The 19,511-nt window shown below is 61.7% G+C and carries 17 protein-coding genes and 1 other RNA gene; 9 read left to right on the top strand and 9 right to left on the bottom strand.

The features are described 5' to 3' along the window. Window positions 1-129 precede the first annotated feature (129 nt). The gene (locus V7787_RS25055; RefSeq protein ID WP_031373591.1) at window positions 130-501 is read left to right on the top strand and encodes a helix-turn-helix domain-containing protein; all 372 of its coding nucleotides are present in this window, start codon (window positions 130-132) and stop codon (window positions 499-501) included. Window positions 502-731: 230 nt separating this feature from the next. Further along, window positions 732-1,085: a transfer-messenger RNA gene (gene ssrA / locus V7787_RS25050) on the top strand. Between the two features lie 258 nt (window positions 1,086-1,343). Here the strand turns inward: ssrA and V7787_RS25045 are convergent. Further along, window positions 1,344-1,832: a hypothetical protein gene (locus V7787_RS25045; protein WP_336089973.1), complete on the bottom strand. Its 489-nt coding sequence runs from the start codon at window positions 1,830-1,832 to the stop codon at window positions 1,344-1,346. 204 nt (window positions 1,833-2,036) lie between these two features. Between V7787_RS25045 and V7787_RS25040 the strand changes: the two genes are divergently transcribed. After that, on the top strand, window positions 2,037-2,228 hold the full coding sequence (locus V7787_RS25040) for an AlpA family phage regulatory protein (protein WP_336089971.1): 192 nt from the start codon (window positions 2,037-2,039) through the stop codon (window positions 2,226-2,228). Between the two features lie 59 nt (window positions 2,229-2,287). Here V7787_RS25040 and V7787_RS25035 read toward each other — a convergent pair whose 3' ends face one another. After that, window positions 2,288-2,878 carry a hypothetical protein gene (locus V7787_RS25035; protein ID WP_336089969.1) on the bottom strand — a complete coding sequence of 197 codons (591 nt, stop codon included), beginning with the start codon at window positions 2,876-2,878 and terminating at the stop codon, window positions 2,288-2,290. Between the two features lie 549 nt (window positions 2,879-3,427). Here V7787_RS25035 and V7787_RS25030 point away from each other — a divergent pair. The 3 genes from V7787_RS25030 to V7787_RS25025 all read left to right on the top strand — a co-directional run bounded on the left by V7787_RS25030 (window position 3,428) and on the right by V7787_RS25025 (window position 10,728). After that, window positions 3,428-8,191, top strand: a complete 4,764-nt coding sequence (locus tag V7787_RS25030; protein WP_336089968.1) for a BPSL0067 family protein — start codon at window positions 3,428-3,430, stop codon at window positions 8,189-8,191. Window positions 8,192-8,195: 4 nt separating this feature from the next. Then, window positions 8,196-8,564 (top strand): STY0301 family protein, encoded by a 369-nt coding sequence (locus V7787_RS53135; protein ID WP_442965331.1) that lies wholly within the window; start codon window positions 8,196-8,198, stop codon window positions 8,562-8,564. A gap of 1,402 nt (window positions 8,565-9,966) precedes the next feature. Then, the gene (locus V7787_RS25025; RefSeq protein ID WP_336089967.1) at window positions 9,967-10,728 is read left to right on the top strand and encodes a hypothetical protein; all 762 of its coding nucleotides are present in this window, start codon (window positions 9,967-9,969) and stop codon (window positions 10,726-10,728) included. Between the two features lie 91 nt (window positions 10,729-10,819). Here V7787_RS25025 and V7787_RS25020 read toward each other — a convergent pair whose 3' ends face one another. The 4 genes from V7787_RS25020 to V7787_RS25005 all read right to left on the bottom strand — a co-directional run bounded on the left by V7787_RS25020 (window position 10,820) and on the right by V7787_RS25005 (window position 14,863). Next, window positions 10,820-11,395 (bottom strand): hypothetical protein, encoded by a 576-nt coding sequence (locus V7787_RS25020; RefSeq protein ID WP_336089965.1) that lies wholly within the window; start codon window positions 11,393-11,395, stop codon window positions 10,820-10,822. Between the two features lie 2 nt (window positions 11,396-11,397). Continuing rightward, window positions 11,398-13,149: a S8 family serine peptidase gene (locus V7787_RS25015; protein WP_336089964.1), complete on the bottom strand. Its 1,752-nt coding sequence runs from the start codon at window positions 13,147-13,149 to the stop codon at window positions 11,398-11,400. Between the two features lie 97 nt (window positions 13,150-13,246). Next, window positions 13,247-13,783 carry a fimbrial protein gene (locus V7787_RS25010; RefSeq protein WP_336089962.1) on the bottom strand — a complete coding sequence of 179 codons (537 nt, stop codon included), beginning with the start codon at window positions 13,781-13,783 and terminating at the stop codon, window positions 13,247-13,249. Window positions 13,784-14,254: 471 nt separating this feature from the next. Further along, entirely contained in the window at window positions 14,255-14,863 is a 609-nt protein-coding gene (locus tag V7787_RS25005; RefSeq protein ID WP_336089960.1) for an energy transducer TonB, read from the bottom strand. A 143-nt stretch (window positions 14,864-15,006) separates the two neighbouring features. Here V7787_RS25005 and V7787_RS25000 point away from each other — a divergent pair, with 143 nt between their 5' ends. Genes V7787_RS25000 through V7787_RS24990 form a run of 3 tightly spaced genes read left to right on the top strand, consistent with a single transcriptional unit; the run spans window position 15,007 to window position 16,467 of the window. Next, complete coding sequence (locus V7787_RS25000) at window positions 15,007-15,642, top strand: TetR/AcrR family transcriptional regulator (protein ID WP_336089958.1); 636 nt, start codon at window positions 15,007-15,009, stop codon at window positions 15,640-15,642. Further along, window positions 15,639-16,175 (top strand): GFA family protein, encoded by a 537-nt coding sequence (locus V7787_RS24995; protein WP_336089957.1) that lies wholly within the window; start codon window positions 15,639-15,641, stop codon window positions 16,173-16,175. Before V7787_RS25000 ends, V7787_RS24995 begins: the two co-directional genes overlap by 4 nt. Continuing rightward, window positions 16,168-16,467: a DUF6958 family protein gene (locus V7787_RS24990; RefSeq protein WP_336089955.1), complete on the top strand. Its 300-nt coding sequence runs from the start codon at window positions 16,168-16,170 to the stop codon at window positions 16,465-16,467. The genes V7787_RS24995 and V7787_RS24990 overlap by 8 nt, the downstream gene beginning before the upstream one ends. Before the next feature lie 294 nt (window positions 16,468-16,761). Here V7787_RS24990 and V7787_RS24985 read toward each other — a convergent pair whose 3' ends face one another. The 3 genes from V7787_RS24985 to V7787_RS24975 all read right to left on the bottom strand — a co-directional run bounded on the left by V7787_RS24985 (window position 16,762) and on the right by V7787_RS24975 (window position 19,505). Next, entirely contained in the window at window positions 16,762-18,081 is a 1,320-nt protein-coding gene (locus V7787_RS24985; RefSeq protein ID WP_336089953.1) for a reprolysin-like metallopeptidase, read from the bottom strand. A gap of 124 nt (window positions 18,082-18,205) precedes the next feature. Next, window positions 18,206-18,409 carry a hypothetical protein gene (locus tag V7787_RS24980; protein WP_336089952.1) on the bottom strand — a complete coding sequence of 68 codons (204 nt, stop codon included), beginning with the start codon at window positions 18,407-18,409 and terminating at the stop codon, window positions 18,206-18,208. Between the two features lie 61 nt (window positions 18,410-18,470). Next, window positions 18,471-19,505 (bottom strand): alpha/beta hydrolase, encoded by a 1,035-nt coding sequence (locus tag V7787_RS24975; RefSeq protein WP_336089950.1) that lies wholly within the window; start codon window positions 19,503-19,505, stop codon window positions 18,471-18,473. Between the last annotated feature and the right edge of the window lie 6 nt (window positions 19,506-19,511).

Raw genomic sequence — 19,511 nt, 5'->3', positions numbered from 1 at the left:
AGCAAAAAGAGTGATCTTTTTACGAGGGGATACGCAACAATGAGTTGCGCTATCCAGGCCGGGCCGAAGCCCGATCACCGAGGAGACAGCGCCCACGTTTCAGCCCTGCAGGATGCTCCGGCGAGACCTATGACTAACGCGCCCCATCAAGAATTCGCCAACCGGCTCCACCAGGCCCTGGATTTCTCCGGTTTCGCCAAAGGCCGAGCCCGTACCGGCGCCTTGTCCGCCTATTACGACGTCAGCCGCGAGACCGCCCGCAAATGGCTGGTCGGCCTGGCCCTGCCCGAACTGGAGCGCATGCTGCAGATCGCGGTGCAGCAGCACGTCAGCTTCGAGTGGCTGGCCACCGGCCGCGGCACCATCGAAGGCAAATCGCTGTCGGTCCGCGAAAACGCGGCCAAATACAGCGATCCCGACGAACTGCGGCTGATGGGCCTGATGCGCAAGCTCTCGCGCAAGAAGCGGCGCGCGCTGATCGAATTGCTCGACGGCAACTAGCGGCGGTGGATCGTTTGCGGTTGTGAAGCGGCGCCGGCTCGGCGCCGTCGCGCGAGCGTGCGCGCAACCATGCCGGCGATCGCGAACGCAGGCGATGCGCGCGCGTCGACGCGTTCGCATGCGCGCGCCGGCGACGGCGAACCGCAACCGCGGCCATACCGCCGACGCCCGAAGACTTGTGAACGCAACCGCAGCCCCTATACTGGTGTGGTCAGCGTGATGCTGTCCCCGGGGGTGCACTGGCTTCGACGGGGGTCGCGAAATCGCCTGGTGCATGCCGAGGGGGTAGCTTTCCTCGTAAATCCAGCTGCAAACTTCTAGTTGCCAACGACGACAACTACGCTCTCGCCGCTTAAGGCGTAAGCCCCGAAACTGCTTGTGTCCGTGCTCGCAGCGTAGGGTCATTATCACGGAATCGCCGGGGGCCGTTGCCTGTCAGCTCCCGGTCAACCTCTAACAGGCTGGTCCTTGGATGCGCTTTGCGCGCCGTGCTGTCCCGGGACGAGATCCAACGGAGCGCTAAGCATGTAGTGCCGGGGATGGAGTGCCTTCGGACGGCGGTTCGATTCCGCCCACCTCCACCATCTACCGATCCGCGAGGGTCCGAAACAGGCTGGGAACACCTTGATTTGAGGGGTTTCCAGCCTTTTTTGTGTCCGCTGCAGTCCGCCCCAGCCCGACATCGGACATGAGATTTTGGGGGTATATCTTGGGGTACATCTCCTCGATGCCCGGCAGATACCCCCAAATGCCCTTAAGCGACCTCGCTGTCCGCAAGGCCAAGCCTGGACCTAATGCGAGTTCGCCGGGCTCCGAATGGCCAGGTGAGTTTCCTCAGGCACTTAGGCGTACTGCAAGATCATCGGCACTGGAAACGGAACGACTTTGTCAAATCGAATAGCCTGCACGAACTGGATCAGTGACGCCGTTATTAGAAATTTGCTTCGGGGAGTCAACGCTCTGATGTCGACCACCTCAGTTTTCACGGCCTCAGGAACTGGAAGCGGTAGATCTCGGCAGAGCAACGCAATACGCTCCGTTTGAAACGTCAGCCCTTCCTTGACGCCATGTGCGAACTCGTTGCGAATTTTGACTAGCGCCTTGAACGACTTGGCCTCATCTGCCCCAATCAGACCAAGCATTTCGGCGTTTTCGATTGCCAGAGACAAGCGACCTGGTGGAGCAAGATTCTGCCTTGCTAGCTTCGCGCCACTAACAGCTTTCACAACGATGGTGGCGAGCATTTCTTCCAGCACACACACCGCAAGTACGGCACAGCCCCTGTCGCTTTCATCTCTGAATTCTTCTGCGAGTCGCATGAACTTGTCCATGCTTGCTTCTACGAACGGAGTAACGGACATGCGTGATCTCCCTATCTAGTTCTATGCGCCGATGGTGCGCGCGCTGCTCGAAGGCAGCAACACCCATGCGCGGCGCTCGGCCAACGGCGCCAGCAGCTGGAGGCGCTCCCAGGTCTGATTGATCCACTTTCACTGTAACGACAGCGACAGAGGCAGAGGCAGAGGCCACCATGCATGACTGATCCTTCCTCCAACCCTCTAGCCCATCGCACGCGTCCGAATCGCCTGCTCCGACTGCAGGAGGTTAAGAGTCGTGTAGGCCTATCCAAATCAAGCATCTACGAGCGGGTCAAACTTGGCCAGTTCCATAAGCCAGTGCCGCTTGGAGTTGTTGTTGGGCGGCTTGAATCAGAAGCCGAAGAGTAGAACAGCAGCAGAGCAGCGATCCGAGATCACGCCGCTTAGGCTTAAGAAGTCGGCGCAACTCAAAGTTTCGAGCAATCTTCGCGGGCCTTCTTGCTCACGTTCGCCATTTTCGGGTCGGTCCGTTTGATGAAGTAGCAGACCACTTCCAGTCCATACCGTTGTGAGATGTCGAGTGATTCCTTTGACCCTAAAAAAGAAACAACAGTCTTGAAACAGCGTGAATCGAAAAATTCCCTGGTCCTTCTTCGCTGAGGTTGCGGCATCTCCAGGACAGCTTCACCGAGCAACTTCGTAGTCTCAGCCTGCTTAGCAACGGCCAAGAATGCAGCGCCGTCATCGGACTCTATGAATTCCAAGCAGGGAGTAGCTTCTGCCGGTGTCAACGACTCAGAAAGCGGGACTGCCAGTCTCGCGGCGAGATCATTTATGAAGATGTCGGCAAAAGCCGCTTTCATCGCCGCCTGGAACTTGGGATCCCCAGCCGATTGTTGAACGGTGGCTTGAGTCATCATCTCGCGGACCCGAAATACTTCGGCAACGTAGGACACGACCTTTGCCAAACTCGGCTCGGGTTTTGAATCGGCCATTGCTAGGGAAAACAGTAAAGCTAGCGATAGCAGCGCAGTCGTCCTAGCCAACAACAAATTCATAGTGTGTGGCTCCCCAAGCCGGCCCCGGGCGCGCTCTGGCGCCTATCGACCGCCGCATCCTAGCTCAGAACCGGCTAGTGCAGTAAATGCACACGATCGCCTGACATCCCAGTGCAAACCAATTTGACGACCATCTCGGCTAATTGGGCATGTAAGGGCTACCCGGCTGCCGGATACCCGCCTGAGGCGGCTCCCGTGAACCTCTCAGCCTCGTGCCTGCAAGCCGTGGCGATCTCACACACGGAGATGCTTGCCAGAGACGGCCAACTGGAGAATGATGTTGCCGACTGCCACATGGATCCCGTGGCCCTGTCTCGCACTGACACGGAAACGTCCCATGGTGCACATCGCCCCGTCGCCTAACCCTGATCGCCCGCCTGTGGGCGTTTGGCTGTGTCCGTCCGAACCGTCTCCCTAAGCACAGGCCCCTCGCCTGTGCTGTTGCACCGTGCCAAAAGGAGTTGTCTCGTGAATGCAAGATCGAAGCGCCAAGTAGCGCAAATACCCAGACCAACAAGTCCTCCGGGATGGCGGAGAAACCTGTGGCTCGTGATAGCCGCAACATCCACCGCCCTGGTCGCCACCAACGCCGTTGCACAAGCCGAAACCGAACGTTGGTGGCGGACCTACGATGCACAAGGCACAGGTCCGTTCCGTACCGAATCAGCTACGCAAGACGCGATCCGTGAGGCCATTTTGCCGAGCATTCGTGATGCCGGCCCGCTGAACTTCCATGTTACCGGCCAGATCATTCTCAAGAATAGATCCATCTCGAAGTATGAGCTCGGGCCCGAAGCCACAATCGTTGGTCCCTGGACCTATCCATTAGGCGGAACGACGTACGAAGAAGCACTTGCTAACGAGCGGCAGTCTTTCGATCAAAGAAGCATCGACTCCGGCTGCACGCCGAATACGGTTCTCGAAATTCACCCCGAGCGGACCATCCGATCCTATGCTGCAGACGGAACGTTGAATGGAGAGCGCTGGTACTACAAGGCAACCTATCAGTACAAGGAATGGGCTGGTTCCTGCGCCCCTAAGGTAAAGGACGACAACGCGAATTTCTTCGTCGCAATCCGCGAGGTCAATTGCTCCAACCCACAAGCGATGCGGTGGGATTCCACACGCAAGGCTTGTGTCGGGCAGGAAAATTTTGTTTTCGATGCCCGCAAGCGCTATTGGACGCCCACGCTCGCCAAAGGTCAGTGCCCTGTAGGTAACCCGTGCGATCCGTCTACCGGCGACAAAATGCAGCCGGAGCAGGACTTCGACCTCGGATGGATCAGCTTCACCCGTTACTTCCATTCCGCGGCAGCGGTACCAACAGGTGGCTTCGGTGCCGGCTGGACTCATTCGCACAACATCCGCCTGACCGCGGATAAGAACCCCGACAGTTCCAGCGACGCCATCTACGTTGGTCTAATCGAAGCCGATGGCTCGCAGTTGTCGTTTACTCAGGTCGGCGACGCGTATGAGAGCGACGATGGCCGAGGTGATCGCGCGGTCAAGGTAGGTGACGAATGGAAACTTTTCCGCAGCGATCGCATCCTGCGGTTCGATGCTGAGGGTCGCCTACTGGAACAGCAGTTTGAGGATGGGACATCGCTGACGTATACCTATGATCCGATGCGCCGGCTCGCCGCGATCACCCACAGCAGCGGACGCACTCTGACGTTCGAGTACGGTGGTCCGAACGGCTATCAGCCCATACTGGCGATCAAATCCGCCGGATTCGCGATGGCGTCGTATACCTATACTGGCGCGGGCCAGGTCGAAACCGTCGCGTACGCCAACTCGATCAAGCGCAAGTATCACTACGAAGACACGCGCTTTCCGCGCTACCTGACCGGCGTCACCATCGAAGGCAACAAGCGCTACAGCACGTTTGCTTACGACGACAAGGGCCGCGTGGTCTCCAGCCAGCACGACGGTGGCGCCGATGGCGTTACCTTGACCTATCCGGCGACCGGCGGAGCGGTCGTGACCGACGCGTTGGGCAATCAGACCACCTTCGGTCTCGCGGACGAGCCCCCCAGCGAGGCTCCGCGCAAGGTCAACAGCGTCTCCGATAGCAGTCGTGGTGCGGTCGCTACGGTCTACAACGATGAGGACTCCGACTTCCGGCGCCGCGTAGCGACCACGACCGATCGAAAGCAGGTCCAGACTCGGCATGTGTACACGGAGGCAATCGATCCGGTGACCGGAGCATTGGCCAGGACCGAGACGATTACCGAAGCATTGGGGAAGCCGGAACAGCGTGTCCGCACGGTCACGACCGATGTTGCTAGCAATCGGGTGATTCGCTCGACCGTCGGGAACCAAGAAACACGAATCACACGCAACACACGGTTGCAACCGGTCAGCGTAGCCGTACGGGACACCGTCACCAACGAGGTACGCACCACGGCCTTTTCCTATTGCGAAGCCGTTGATGTGGCATCTGTAAACAGCGCTTGCCCGACCCTGGGTTTGCTGAAGTCAGTGGATGGCCCCCGTGCGGATGTCAACGACGTCACCGCCTTTGAGTATTACGGCAGCGATGACAGCACCTGCGCTTCCACGCCTGCACTATGTACCTATCGCAAGGGCGACCTGCGCAAAACAATCAACGCCGCTGGGCAGGCCATCGAAGTACTTGGCTACGACCCGCAACGCCGTGTCCTGGCCCTACTGGACCCGAATGGTGTCCAAACCGACTACACGTATAACGCACGCGGATGGCCAACCGATATCAAGGTCCGTGGCTCGGATGGAACTACGGAGAACGACGATCGCGTGACGAAAATCGACTACGAGCCCGATGGACTCGTCCGGTTGATTTCCACGGGCAACGAAAGCGCTGGATTCAGCTACGACAACGCAAGGCGTCTAAAAGCCATCGTCAACGTCAACGGTGAGAGCATCAATTTCACCTTGGACAACGCCGGGAATGTGAAGCAGCGGGATACTAAGACCACGGCAGGCGCGGTAACCCAGACGATGTCCAGTATCTATAACGCGCTGGGGCAACTCGTTACAGCCAAGGACGCAGCGCTGAACGCCACTACCTTCGGATATGACAAGAACAACAATCCGGAGACGTCCAAAGATCCGCTGGGACAGGAGGTCTTCCAGACCTACGATTCACTCAATCGCCTGAAGCGCACGCTCGCGCAGGTCACCATCGAGCAACCGGTCAGTGGCACTAGCTCGGTCAAGCCGGTAGAGACTCTGCTGGAGTACAACGCGCTTGATCAGGTCGTGAAAGTTACGGATCCCAGCAAGCTGATCACGTCGTATGCATACAACGGCTTTGGTGACCGGACCAAGCTGACCAGCCCGGACACCGGAGTCACCGACTACACCTACAATGCTTCTAGCCAGTTGGCCACGAAGAAGGACGCCAACGACGCCGTCGCCCACCGCTATACCTACGATGTACTTGGACGTCCAAAAGCCGTGTTCTACACGGCAACTGGGCAGGCCGATGTCGAGTACGACTATGACGTTGCCCCGGCCGGTTGCGCGGCCAACGAGACTTTCGCCAAGGGCCGGCTGGCGGCAGCGAGAGCAAACGGCACCGAGCTGACGTACTGCTACGATCGCTTCGGCCAGATCGTCCGCAAGACCCAGACGGTATCTGGCAAAAGCTTCACTCTGCTCTACGCGTACGATCGCGAAGGCAATCTTGTCGCACTGACTTACCCGGATGGCGCTATCGCCAGCTTTATCCGTAGCAGTGATGGCCGCATCTCGCATGTCGATGTCAAACCTGCCGGATCTCCGACTACCCGCCTGATCGAGTACGCCTTCTATCAACCGTTTGGCCCTTCAATGGGCTGGTCCTACGGTAACGGACGCGCTTTGGCGATCGATGCCGATATGGACTACCGCATCAAGTCTATACACGACAACGCCAGCGGCGGCATTTCGCTGGGCTATGTCTTCAACGAAGCCGGCGACATCAAGGAATTGAAGAACGGCCTGATGAGTGCCAGCTTGGCCAACTACAAGTACGACGAGCTAGGGCGATTGACCCAAACGCTGGACGGAATCAATACGATTGAGAAGTACAAATACGACGAGACAGGCAACCGTAAGAGCATGACCGATGGCGGTGGCGAGCAAAGCTACACCTATCTATCCGGCAGCCATCGCCTGACGAAAGTCGCGAATGTCACGCGCAGCTACGACGCAATAGGCAACACCACCAGCATTGGCGGCACGGCACGCGAGTTCGTGTACGACGCCAACGACCGGCTTAGTAAGTTCAAGCAAAATGGCATGGTCAAGGCCAGTTACCGGTACAACGCTCGTGGCGAGCGTGCGTCAGTCGAGAACGGAACCGGCACAGTAGAGAACTTCGCCGTTTACGACGAGGCCGGAAACTGGATTGGTGACTACGACGCAACTGGTGCAACGGTCCAGCAGGCTGTTTGGCTTGATGATGCCCCCGCCGGGCTACTTGTCGGCGCTGGCGCCGGCCAGACACTGATGTATGTCCAGACCGATCATCTCGGCACGCCGCGTGCAGTCATCGATCCTACCCGCAACACCGCAGTCTGGACCTGGGATGCCAAGAGCGAGGCATTTGGCAACAGCCCCCCAAATCAAGATCCAGACCTGGACGGCACCAAGTTTGTGTTCAATCTGCGGTTCCCTGGGCAGCGGTTCGATTCGGCCAGCGGGTTGGTGTACAACTACTTCCGTGACTACGACCCATTGTCTGGTCGGTACATTCAGAGCGATCCCATTGGCTTGGCTGGTGGCATTTCTACATACGGCTATGCTGAGGCAGCGCCTTTGATCGGTACGGATCGTTTCGGACTGCAGTCATTGCTTGGCAATAACAGGGGATTGGCCTGGTCTAGCGGCCCAATCGGCTCGCTGGATGGTTTGGCAGGGAATCGCCCACAGGAACACATTCTTCCGAATGCAGCAGAGTTGTCTAGGCAGATTTTTGCCGGCTTGGAGCTTACTGCTTCCGATGAAGACAACAATGGCGTGTATTGGTGCGCGGAACTGATTAAAGTCCGGCTCAAAGCACCTCATACAACAACTTGGCGGCCAGGCCGTCTCCTACGACCGGGGCTTGCGTTGGAGCCAGGGACTGCAATCGCAACGTTCAAGAACGGACTGTTCCCTCAGGATAAAATTGCACATGCTGCGATATTTGTCGGCTACAGACATAGCGGGGATGGAATAATAGTAATTGACCAGTGGCCGAAGTACTCGACCCTGCGAACAAGAAGCCTTGACTGGGATTACAACGGCGGCAACGCCCATGAGAACTATGTAAATTCGGCGAAAAACTTCTCCACCATTGTTTGGTGAGCACATGACAATCTATGCCACGGTGTTAGCATCAGCACTTCAAATTCTTGGCTGCCCTACAATTGTGGAGGGAAATCAGAGCATCACCCCACCTCCCGCTGAGTGGAGCGTGCGATTCTCCACTACGAAGCACAAATTGCGCGAGGTGGATGTCTACAGTGGCCCACCGGATGAGATGAGGCTATTGATAGGCAGTGATGCGAAGTCAGGGGCGACGGAGTGGTCGCTTGCGCCAAGGGAAACGTGGGTTGATTGCAAGTATTCCCATTCCGCTGCAGTGCTTCGTCGGAATCTTGGAATTGTCCGACGGTGCATATTCACTCCTACGCCACAGCTGAGTGCGGCGCCCGCGACTTTTACTTGCACCAAGTAGAAGCCTGCTATGAGCTGCCCCGGAGATCGGAGGAAATCCGATCTCTCGGGGCGGTTCAACTTCGCCTTAAGCCACAGCCTATGGCTACGGATCGCTAACGGTCTTTCTGGGTGTTCAAAAGCAGTCGACATGCCAGTTCTGGCCCGGAATTGCGCTCCACGCCCGCTCCGTCGGGTTACCGACGTCCTAGATCTTCCCTAGCCCGCTCCTCAACCGCGGCCTTGTGCGCCTCTTGCTGGGCCTCCAGCCGAGCCCTGGCTCGCCGCCATCGCCGGGCCCACGTACACCCCGTCAATCCAGTTCGCGGAATTGTCCCAGGGGTCGTCCTCTAAAACGGCCAGCCAGTCGGTCACAGGGCGCTCCAAGCAGGGCTTGATCGGAAAACGCTGGCATCTCCGGGCCCCAGCATCGCGGCGGGGACCCAGTAACTATGCTCTCGTCGAAGCTGCCAAGCGAGTGAATTGGTGAACTTTCTTCCCCGGCGGATTCCTCGGTCAGCTCGAATCCGAGGCTGAGTGGCCTAAGGAACTATGGGGCCGCTGGCCGCACTATGGCGTATGACGACTCGCTCTCTGTCGTTTCCAGCTGGCTTCACTTAGCGGGCCAAGCGACTCGCCGACTTCATCGGAACAAGCTAGTCCAGCAGTCTCACCCTGTGCGAACTCCGAGTGCATGATTACCATCTGGCCGGGGGCTTTTTCACTAAATTAGGTGACGCAATGAACTCCTACGACTGGATGGCTTGGAAAGCCTTGTTCCCCGCTCTCGCTCTTGTCGCAGCCAGCCTGCTGCTGATGCTCTTAGCTCCCTCCGGAGATCACCCTCTCCTTGGAGGAATCCGCGAGGTGTTTGGCTTAGCTAGCCTCGCCCTGTTGATCGGCGGCGCGCTCCTAGGGATGTACCGTCTCTATGGGCTCTATAGGTGCCTGAACGGCGAAGGCCTGCTCTGTGAATGTGGCGGGATGCTTGGCAGCGAACGATCGGGCCGCTGGGGCAGATTTCGGCCTTGCCTGAAATGCAACCGGAACATCAACTGCCGCCACTACGACTAGTAGAGGAGTGGACCGGCGGCGGAGTGCCGGTCGGAGATCAAGCCACTTCGAGCGGGGGTATGTGTGGGGGTATCTACGTTTTTTGGTTGCCCAACACCCTTTAGATTCAAGAATTTACCGCTGATCGACGGTAGCGCCCACCTCCACCATCCACCGATCCGCGAGGGTCCGAAACAGGCTGGGAACACCTTGATTAAAGGGTTTCCGGCCTTTTTTGTGGCCGTTGTAGCCCGCCCCGTTCAATCCAAACGCGATGTGCGGACTTGTAAAATCAGGTTCTGGAGTTCGGCGCAGCAGCACGAAAGCGGGCTTGCGCGCCCGGCTGGCCATTCATGAAAACGGAGTTTGCGATGGTCAAGTTGAACCGGTTGATCGCCCTCGGCGCGACCTGTATCGCGCTCAGCGCCTGCGATCGTTCCGACCCGGACGCAGTGCGTAGCCAGGACACTGTAGCTATGCAGCCCGCGGCCACCAGCGCGCCGCCAAAACCCGTCTGCCCCAATGGACGCGATCCTTCATCGGTCTATGCCATTACTGGGAAAACGATCTTCAAGTTTCCCCGGCGCGCCCCCGACTCCACCGCCCGTCTCCGACCGGATGAGGGCGACCTGGGCGAATGCGTAGAGCACCCTCGACCAATCCAGGTTTTGTCGTTAGCTCAAGTATTAAAAGACCTGAGCGAGAACGAGCCAAATAAGGAGGCGTTCCCGCAACTTTCGAGGCCTAGGCTGTACGGCCACCATCCCAATCTCTCGCTACAGCGCAGCAATCAGTACGTTGCCGCTTCGAGAGGGCCTGAAGCACAGTGCCAAACGCGCTCATCCGGGCTGGAGATCTGCAGCGGCCATGGCCCGATTGAAAGCGCGGAAACGACCATTCTCCGAGTCCCATTGGCCGAACACTCCACGCCCGACGGACATGCCTTCGTGGTGCTTTGCGGACTCGGACCGAGCCTTTCGCGCGACGATTGCGGAGTGGACTATCAGCTCAGCGAAACCGTAAGTCTGAGTTACAACTTTGACCGATCCAAGTTCCCGATCGACCAGATCGTGGAAGTCGACCGAATGTTGAGAAAGAAGGTCGATGATCTCGTGGTCGGAGGCTATCGCTGACGATCATCACCCGCGGATCCATGCTGACCGCGAAGCAGGTAGAACCCAGCAGCTACCGCAGCGCCAGCGAACTGGCGCTGCGGCGTTCGCTTCACCAAGCCACTTGACGCTCATCGAGCAGAGCCGGCGCCACTTCCTTGACTCCGGCGCGACCGAGCATGCGCTCACGCGCGTCCAGCGCCTGCTCGACCGAGCCGAACCCGATCGTCGCCTTGCCGCCGATCTCGGACGAATACAGCAGTTTGCCGCCGCTCTCGCGCACGAGTTCGTCGACCACGCCGATATGGCTGAAGTACACGTTCAACTCCGGCTTCAAGATCACCGCGCTCCCGCTCGCGGAAACCGCGACGGCGAGATTGTCTTCGGCGGACGCGGCGGCCAGGCCCAGGGGCGCCTTAATGGCCTCCTGGGTGTTCGTGCCCGAGCTACGCGGCGCGATCTCCACCACATAACCAGCAGCGCCCAGGCGGGTGGCGGCGGCGTTGGCGTCGGACCGCACCACGGCGGACGGCGCCAATCGGAACTGGGTGGCTCCGAGCGTGAATGCCTCGCCCGTCGCCGCTTGCTGCAGTTCGGCTTGCTTCAGGGCGTCGGCCTGGGCCAGCGCCTGCGGCGCGATCGCAACGGCGAGCACTAAGGCGCAGAGGGATTGAGTTTGGATTTTCATGGTTAGTGCCCCAGGACTCGGATCTTGAACGAAGACAGGTTCGCAACCGGCGCAGCGCCGGCCGCCAGGGCGGTGTCGACCACTTCCAGGGTCCAATCGCCGTTGCCGTTTTCGTCGAGGAAGGCGTTGGCCGCTACCAGCGAAGTGCTGAGCGTCTGGTTGTTGAGGTTGGCCGGAACCGATCCGGGCGGGATGATCACCGCGCGGGTTCCGCTGGGAGAGATCAGGACGATCCTCACGTTGGTGGCCACCAGCGGGAAATTGACGCCTGCCCGGGCGTTGGTGTCGAAGCCGATCTGCACCGCTTCGACGCGGGCGGCGCCGCCGGCGATGCGGATCGTCGCGCGCGCCGGAGCGGCCACGTTGCCGGCCGGCTGGGCCGCGGCCAGAGCCGCGCGTTGCCAGCCGCTGTCGATCAGCGGCCCCAACGTCTTGAATCCGCCCGCACGCGTCACCGCCATCGTCGCATCGACCAAGCCGAAGCCGTACCAATTGCTGAAGGGACGGCCTGCGGCATTGACCGTCCATCCCGCCGACAGCAGCGTGCCCTGCGCGTTGCTGACCGCGGCCTGCTGCGGATCGATCTGACGCGCGGTGGTGGCCAGGATGTATTTGACATCGCGGAAGGTCAGCTTGGGATTGACCTGCAGCATCAACGCCGCGACGCCCGAAACGGTCGGCGCCGCTGCCGAGGTACCGTTCATGCGCCCGCTGTAGTTGCAGGTGTTGTCGATGGCCGATTGACTGGAGTCCAAGGCATTCAGCCGTCTGGCGGCGACATCGGTGTTGTATCCGTTCGCGCAACCGGACAAGTCGGTAGTCACGATAGCCGGATCGAAGTTGACCGGATTCACCGCCGCCGAGTATTGCCGCTGATGGCCATACTCGCCGCCCAGACCCGACACCCACATCGACGCGCCGGGCGTGGAGTAGCTCGAACGCCGGCCGGCGGCATTGACGGCGGCGACGGTGATGACGTTGAAGAAGTTCGATTCCCTCGCGAAGATCGACTGGCTGCAGCCGACCGCCGGGCGTCCAGCCGGGCATAAATCCGGGAACACCAAGCTGTTGTTGGGGATGCTGTTGAAGCTGTTGCCCGCCGCCTTGACGTAGACCGTACCAAGGCCGCCGCGCGTGGCCGACATGGGGTTTTCCCAGGCCGCCAGCTCGTTCTCGGAGATTGTGGGCAATACCACGGGCTGGGTCGGACCCCAGCTGTTGTTGGAAATGGCCACGTCCTTGGATTCGGCGCCGTCCCACCACGCGTACTGGATCTGCGCGCTGGTGCCGCCGGCGTCGAGGAAGTTGAAGCTCTTCAGTCGCGCGCTCGGGGCCACGCCGCGCACGCCGATGCCGTTCCAGCCGACCGCGCCGATGATGCCGCCGACCGCCATGCCGTGGGCGTCGCCGCCCGCGCCCGGCGAGGGGTCGTGCGTGTTGTTCCTGAAGTTCCAGGAACCGTTGGGGACCATGTTCGCGGCGATGTCCGGGTGGGCGATTTCCATGCCGCGGTCGAGCACGCCGACGATCACGCCCTTGCCGCGGATGTTGTAGTCGTGCAGATCGTCGATGCCCATGTCGATGGCGAAGGTCGGCCGGGTATCGGCCAGCACGCTCTGGCCGTAGTTCATCAAATGCCACTGATAGCGATACAGCGGATCGCCCAGTTGCGCCTGCGCTTGCGCCGCTCCGGCCGATAGCGCGGCCACGGTGGCCACGCACAACGCCATCTTCCTGTTCCAATGTTGTCGCATACCGCAACTCCTCGGGTTGTTCCGGACATGCAGCGCCCGTCGCGGCCGGAGCGCCGCTCCGGCCGCCGTGGGCGGCACGCACGTTGGATGGTGGGGATTACTGGTAGATCAGGGTGAAGGTGACGCTGCTGTTGGCGGCGCCAGCGGTGGCGGCGCCGGTGGCGACGTACTGCGCGTAGTAGCGCAACGCGGCGCCGCCGTTTTCCACCGCGACCGACTGGGTGTTCTGCAGTCCCAGCGGATTGCCGAGCAACACTTGCGAGTGATCGGCGTTGAGCAGTTGCAGCTCGACGTTGCCGGCGTTGCCGGTGCTTCCTTGCAGGCTCAGGTTGTTGCTGCTGGTGTTGATGGTCGGACCCGGCTCGAAGTAGGTCTGGACTTGAGCGGTGGTGGCATCGCAATCGGCGACGCGGATGACGAACGGCGTGCGTCCGGCGGTCTGGCCAGAACTGGCGAGCGCGGACACCGCGACCGCGGGCAACCTGACCCGGATGTCGGCGGGCGTGGGCCCGTTGGTGAGCACGCAGGTGGGCGCGATCACCGATCCTTCGATGCGAACCGTGCCGTCGCTGGCCAACGCTGCCGCGGGCACGATCGCCGACGACATCAAAATCAGAGCAAGAAAACGCTTCATTTCAACTCTCCCCGTAGTTGCGCCTGGAAACCATGCATAAGCGCGGCCGACCGACGTCCACGCGACAACGGGCTTGGACGGCGTCCGAACCGAAGCCGCGAGAGTGATCGAAAGTGCTCAAGCGCCGCTTTCGTCGACCGGCCGCGTGATGCATGGCACATGCCAGAGATAAACGCGCCGGGCCGCGCGTCCCCCTATCAGTGCAGCGGACTTAGACGGTCAGCAACCCAAACGGCGACCAGGTAGGGATGTTCAACTTCTGCGCGTTGTCGTCGCGGCGTTTGTATCCGGAACGCTTCGATGCGCACAGATAACTGGAGACGCGATCGCTTTCGACTTTCCCCGCTCTGCCGCTTGGCTTACATCCAGCCTGCGGCATGCCGATGGTTACTCAATCTGTCGAAATCCCGATGGGATGCGAGGCATTGTATGGCTCGGCCGTTGCGTTGCGGCGCGCGATCCATGTCGCTTCTAGTAGACGACCCCATGCCAGGGCTCATGACGCGACGCTTGCTCGCTCTGCCCATGGAAATCGAACTCGATCGCCACGATCAACGCCGAAACAACCTCGCGGCCGCGATCGCGCGCCGGCTTGAAGCGCCAGTGCTGCCATGCGTTGAGCAGCGCCGCGTTGTCCAGATCGCGGTCGCCGCTGCTGCGCACGATAGCCACGTCCATCACCGCGCCGGTCGCGGCGATCGCAATGCGTAGTTCGACGGTTCGCGGGCGCTCATTGAACGTGCGCGTACGCGCGTCGATCGGTAGCGGAAGTTTGTCCGGCGCTGCGGCGATCTCAGGCAATGCGCTCGGTCGACCATCCTGGAACGACGCGGCCGCGACGATGGTTTTAAGCTTCGCGCCGGTGGCGCCGTAGCGGTAGTAAGGCCGCCACAAATCCCGCAGAGAGCTGTAGTCCCAATGCTGCTCGTAGGGGACGAAGAATTCGTCGCCGTGCTGGATCGATGCGGCCACCGGCAAGGTCAGCGCCAGCAGCAGCGCAGCGTGCAGCGACACCGCTCCGGAGATCGCGCCGATACGCAGCGGGCTGTACTGAGCATTCGGGTTCGTCGCTGCGTCCATGACCGCTCCTGACCTGATGTGGCCAGACTGTGGCGCCGATAGCGCGGAGCCGCAATCCCCTCAGGACCGCCCGCCAGGCCGGCCCGACCGCCGGGCTCGGGTCATGCGCTTGACACATACCGACCAAATGGTATGTTTAGGCTATGGCCCGACCCACCAAACAATCCCCGGAACGCGGCAACGCCCGCGAGCGCCTGCTGGAAGCGGCACGCGACATCGTCCGCGCCAAGGGCTACGCAGCGACCACGGTCGAGGATCTGTGCAAGGCCGCCGACGTCACCAAGGGCGCGTTCTTCCATCATTTCGAAAGCAAGCACGCGCTCGGCGTCGCCGCGGCGGAGTTCTGGGCGGCCGGTGTGACCGAGTTCTTCAAGACCGCGCCCTATCACGCGCCGGCCGATCCGCTCGAACGCGTGCTGGCGTATGTGGCCTTCCGCAAGGCGATGATCATCGGCGAGTTGGCCGAGTTCACTTGCCTGGCCGGCACCATGGCGCAGGAGATCTACGCGACCGCTCCGGACATCCGCGATGCCTGCGGCCGCAGCATCTTCGGCCACACCGCCACGCTGGAAGCCGATATCGAAGCCGCGCGCCGCGATCGCGGCATCCGCGCCGATTGGACCGCGCAAAGCCTGGCGCGGCATACCCAAACCGTCGTCCAGGGCGGCTTCGTCCTGGCCAAGGCCGGCAACGATCCGGCGCTCGCGCGCGAAAGCATGGATCACCTGGACCGCTACATCCGCCTTCTGTTCGACATCGCCGAGGGAGCAACGCCATGAGCCAGACCAGCAACATCGGATGCGCATGCGGGAAAACCCGCCTGGAAGCCAGCGGTGCGCCGATCCTGGTGACCGAGTGCCTGTGCGACAGTTGCACCGCGGCGGCCGAGCGTCTGGCCAAGCTGCCCGGTGCGAGCAATCTGCTGACTTCTTATCGCGCGACGCCGTCCGCGGAATATCGCAAGGATCGAGTGCGGATCGTCTCTGGCGCGCAGTATCTGGGCGAGTTTCGCTTATCGCCGCAAGCCGGCTCGCGCCGGGTGGTGGCGAGGTGCTGCAACACGCCGCTGTTTCTGGAGATGAAGGGCGCGCACTGGCTCAGCGTGTATCTGCATCTGTGGCCGCAGCGGACGCGGCCGAAAGTCGATGTGCGCACGATGGCCAGCGACCGGCCGGATGCGGCCTCGCTGCCCGGCGATATTCCGAATCTGAAAACCCAATCGTTGTCGTTCTACGCCAAGTTGCTGGGCGCGTGGATCGCGATGGGGTTCCGCAATCCGAAGATCGAGGTGGCGGAGACGGTGCATGCCTGAGGACAAGATCGAAATCGAGAACGTCAATACGCCGGGGCGGACCGAACGGGTGGATCGCGCCAAGTACACCGCGATGCGCGAGGCGTTGTTGGCGGTGTTGCCGGATCGGGCGCCGGGATTGAAGGTGGCCGATGCGAAGCTGGCGTTGTTGTCGCGGTTGCCGGAGGCGTTGTTTCCGCAGGGGAAGACCGCTGGGTGGTGGTTGAAGGCGGTGCAGCTCGATCTTGAGGCGAAGGGCGTGATTCGACGCGCCGATGCTAAGCCTGTGCAGTTGTATCGAAGCGTTGGTTGATTCGGAATTCGTAACTTTGAACTCAGCAACCGCGCACTTACCTACCGTCATTCCCGCGAAGGCGGGAATCCAGTGCCTTTCGTGCGAGAACGCTTGAAGTCGCTGGATTCCCGCTTTCGCGCGAATGACGGACTGGAAGGATGACGCTGAAGTCTCTGGATTCCCGCCTTCGCGGGAATGACGTTCTGGGAGATCGCGCGCAAAGCCGCTTCGACGAATGAAATCGGCCAAGCATCGCGCTCAGAACTCTCCCGCCCCTACCCGCCCCGCTGCAACAGCACGCAACCAGCAAAGTTATTTGAACGCCGCAACCTTGCTCATAGTCAGATTAAGCGCCTTGACGTTGTCCGCCTTCCCCGCAACGCCGCAAGGATCGCCGTTGCACTTCTTCAAGGTCGGCGAGGAAAAGTACAGCAACGTGCGCTGGCTGCCGGTCGGGTACGCCATGATCGTGGCGAAGCTCTTGTTGTTGGCCAGATTCTTGCGCCAGCCGAACGCGTAACTGGTCGCGCCGGGAATGGCGTCGCCGTTGGCGTCCTGGGTGCTGCTGTCGCGATCGTGCAGCAGTCCCAGGTTGTGGCCGATCTCATGGGCGAAGGTGCGGTCGTCGCAATAAGTGCCGTTCGACAACTTCCCGTCGGCCACGGTACCGAATCCGTACGGTGCGTCCTCGGCCGTGATCGGCGTTTCGTCGTAGCCGAGCGTATACGCCAGTCCGCAGGCTTTCTGCGCGGAGTGGAAGTTCATCATCAAACTGACCAGATCGGCTTTCTTGTCCGCGCGCCAGGACTTGATCTTGGCCAACGACGCCGGCCCGCGCCCTTGCCCGGAATCGGCCAGGTCCTTCAGCGCGACGCTGAGCGACACCGCATCCGGATAGCTCACCTCGCCCGTGCCGACCAAACGGATCCGGCCCTTGACGCCGCTGTCGGCATAGGCCTGATTGGTCACGCTGACCACGTGGTTGATCCGGGTCTTCATCGCCGCGGCCGAGCCCAGGCGGCTGCGCAATCCGGCGGTGTAGGCGACGAATACGTCGACCGTGGGCGCCGCCGCGGCGGCCGCGACCAACGCTTGGTTCCGATCCTGCGACTGCGCCGAGGCGTCTTTCTGTTTGCGCAGCGAACTCGGCGCGGGAACGTAGTCGATCGGCGTCGGCGTATCGCCATGCACGTGCATGCTGCGCTGCACGGCGTTTTCGTCGATTTCCACCAGATAGACTTTGTCGCCTTCGCTGACGATGCGCAGTGCGTAGCCGCTGGAAGTGGGAATGGTGCCGAACACTGCATCGCTGCCGAAGGTCAGGGTCGCGGTCTGCTCGCCGAGGGCGGTGTCGACGGCGCCGCGCCAGGTCAGATCGCCGTTGTCTTCGACCCGATGGCCGAGATAGCGCAAAAACACCCGCTTGCCGTCGGGCGTGGCCAGCGAGAATCCGCCCTTGGCCGCGGCCTGAATCGCCGCGCCTTCGCTGAGTTCGATCCGATGGGTGCGCGCGCCGGCGATGAGCTGGGCCTGATTCGACGGGGCGTAGCGCAACAAGGCCGAAGGCTCGGCGGCCTGCGCGCCGGCGCTGGACAGACTCAGCGCGATGACAACGGACGTGATCTTGTGCATGGGGCGCCTCGCCGATGGAGGCTCGCGATTCTAGGGCGACGCGCTGTCGCCAACCTGTCGCGGCCCGCGCGCGATGCGGCGGGCGAAACCGGGCGCGGCCGCAGGCGGCCGCGCCCGCGGCGGATCACTCTTCCGATTCGCCTTCTTCGTCCTCTTCGTCTTCGTCCTCGTCCTCATACTCCAGGCCGAGCGAATAGCGGATCCACGGCTCGCCTTCGTTGTGCTTGCCGGTGGCGATGGCCAGGATCACCCAGCCCTCCTCCAGCAGCCGATTGACTTCCTGGACGCTGTCGATCTCTTGCACGGTTCCGATCGTTTCCAAATCCACGGCGCGTTGTTCCTTCAGGGATGGGATAGCGCGCAAGAATAAATCACCGCCGCGGGCTTGGCTAAGGGCGCGACGCGGGTCGTGCCTGCTCCACGGAAGGCTCCACAGCGTCGGGCCAGCGGCAAGGCGCGCCGGGATCGGTCGCCACGATCCGCGCCGCCGCGCGCAGCGACGCGCGCAGCATCGGCCCGTGGCCGAGCCCGGCGAAGGATCGATAACACGCCCGCACCCCGCGCTTGCGATCCAGGCGTTCGGCCAGACGCTCGGCCGCGTCGGCCGGCACCGCGGCGATGCGGGCAAGATGCGCGGCCACGCGCGGATCGCCGCGGTCGCGCGCGCCGTCGTCGGCGCGGCGTTCCTGCTCGCCCTGCATGATCCACAGCGTGGCCGGCCGCGACCGGCGGCGTTCGGCAAAGTCCCGCTCCGGCGCGCCCAGCAGCAGGCCTTGGTCCCACCACAACGAAGGACTGGCCGGCAGCCAGGCGGCGAAGGCATCGCCCTGGGTATACAGCAGGTTCAACACGAACAGGCCGCCGAGGGAATGCCCCCACAGCGCTTCGCGCGAGCGGTCCAGGCGCGCGCGGCGGCGGACTTCCGGCTGGATTCGGCTCAGCAACGCGTCGGCGAAGGCCTCGGCGCCGCCGCCGCGCCGCTCGCCGCCCTCGATCACCGCGCTGGGCGTGTAGTCGCGCGTCCGCGCCGCCGAATCGATGCGCAGTTCGTTGTCGTAGCCGACGAATACCAGCGCCGGTGGATGCGCGGCGCCGGCCAGTTCGCCGAGCAGGCCAGGGTCGAATTCCATCAGCGCGGCATTGCCGTCGAGCATGTACAACGCGGCGAATCCGGCGCGCGGCGCGGACCGTTTCGGGATGCCCAGTGTCACCCGCCAACAACGCTCGCCGCTGCCGTCATCGACAACGAAGCGCTCGAAACGATAAGCCGTCGACGGCGCGTCGGCGACGGTGGCGCCGATGGTCTGGCGCGGATCGCGCGGCTGTGCCGAGACCGACGACCACATGCACAGACAAACGACAAGGCCGAACAGGAACGACCTGCGCAGACCGCGGCGAAACGCCGCCGATTCGGAAATAGGCATGACTCA

This window comes from Pseudomonas sp. CGJS7, assembly GCF_036961695.1.
Note: the sequence above shows the minus strand (reverse complement) of the source record. Positions and strands in the feature narration are given on the sequence as shown.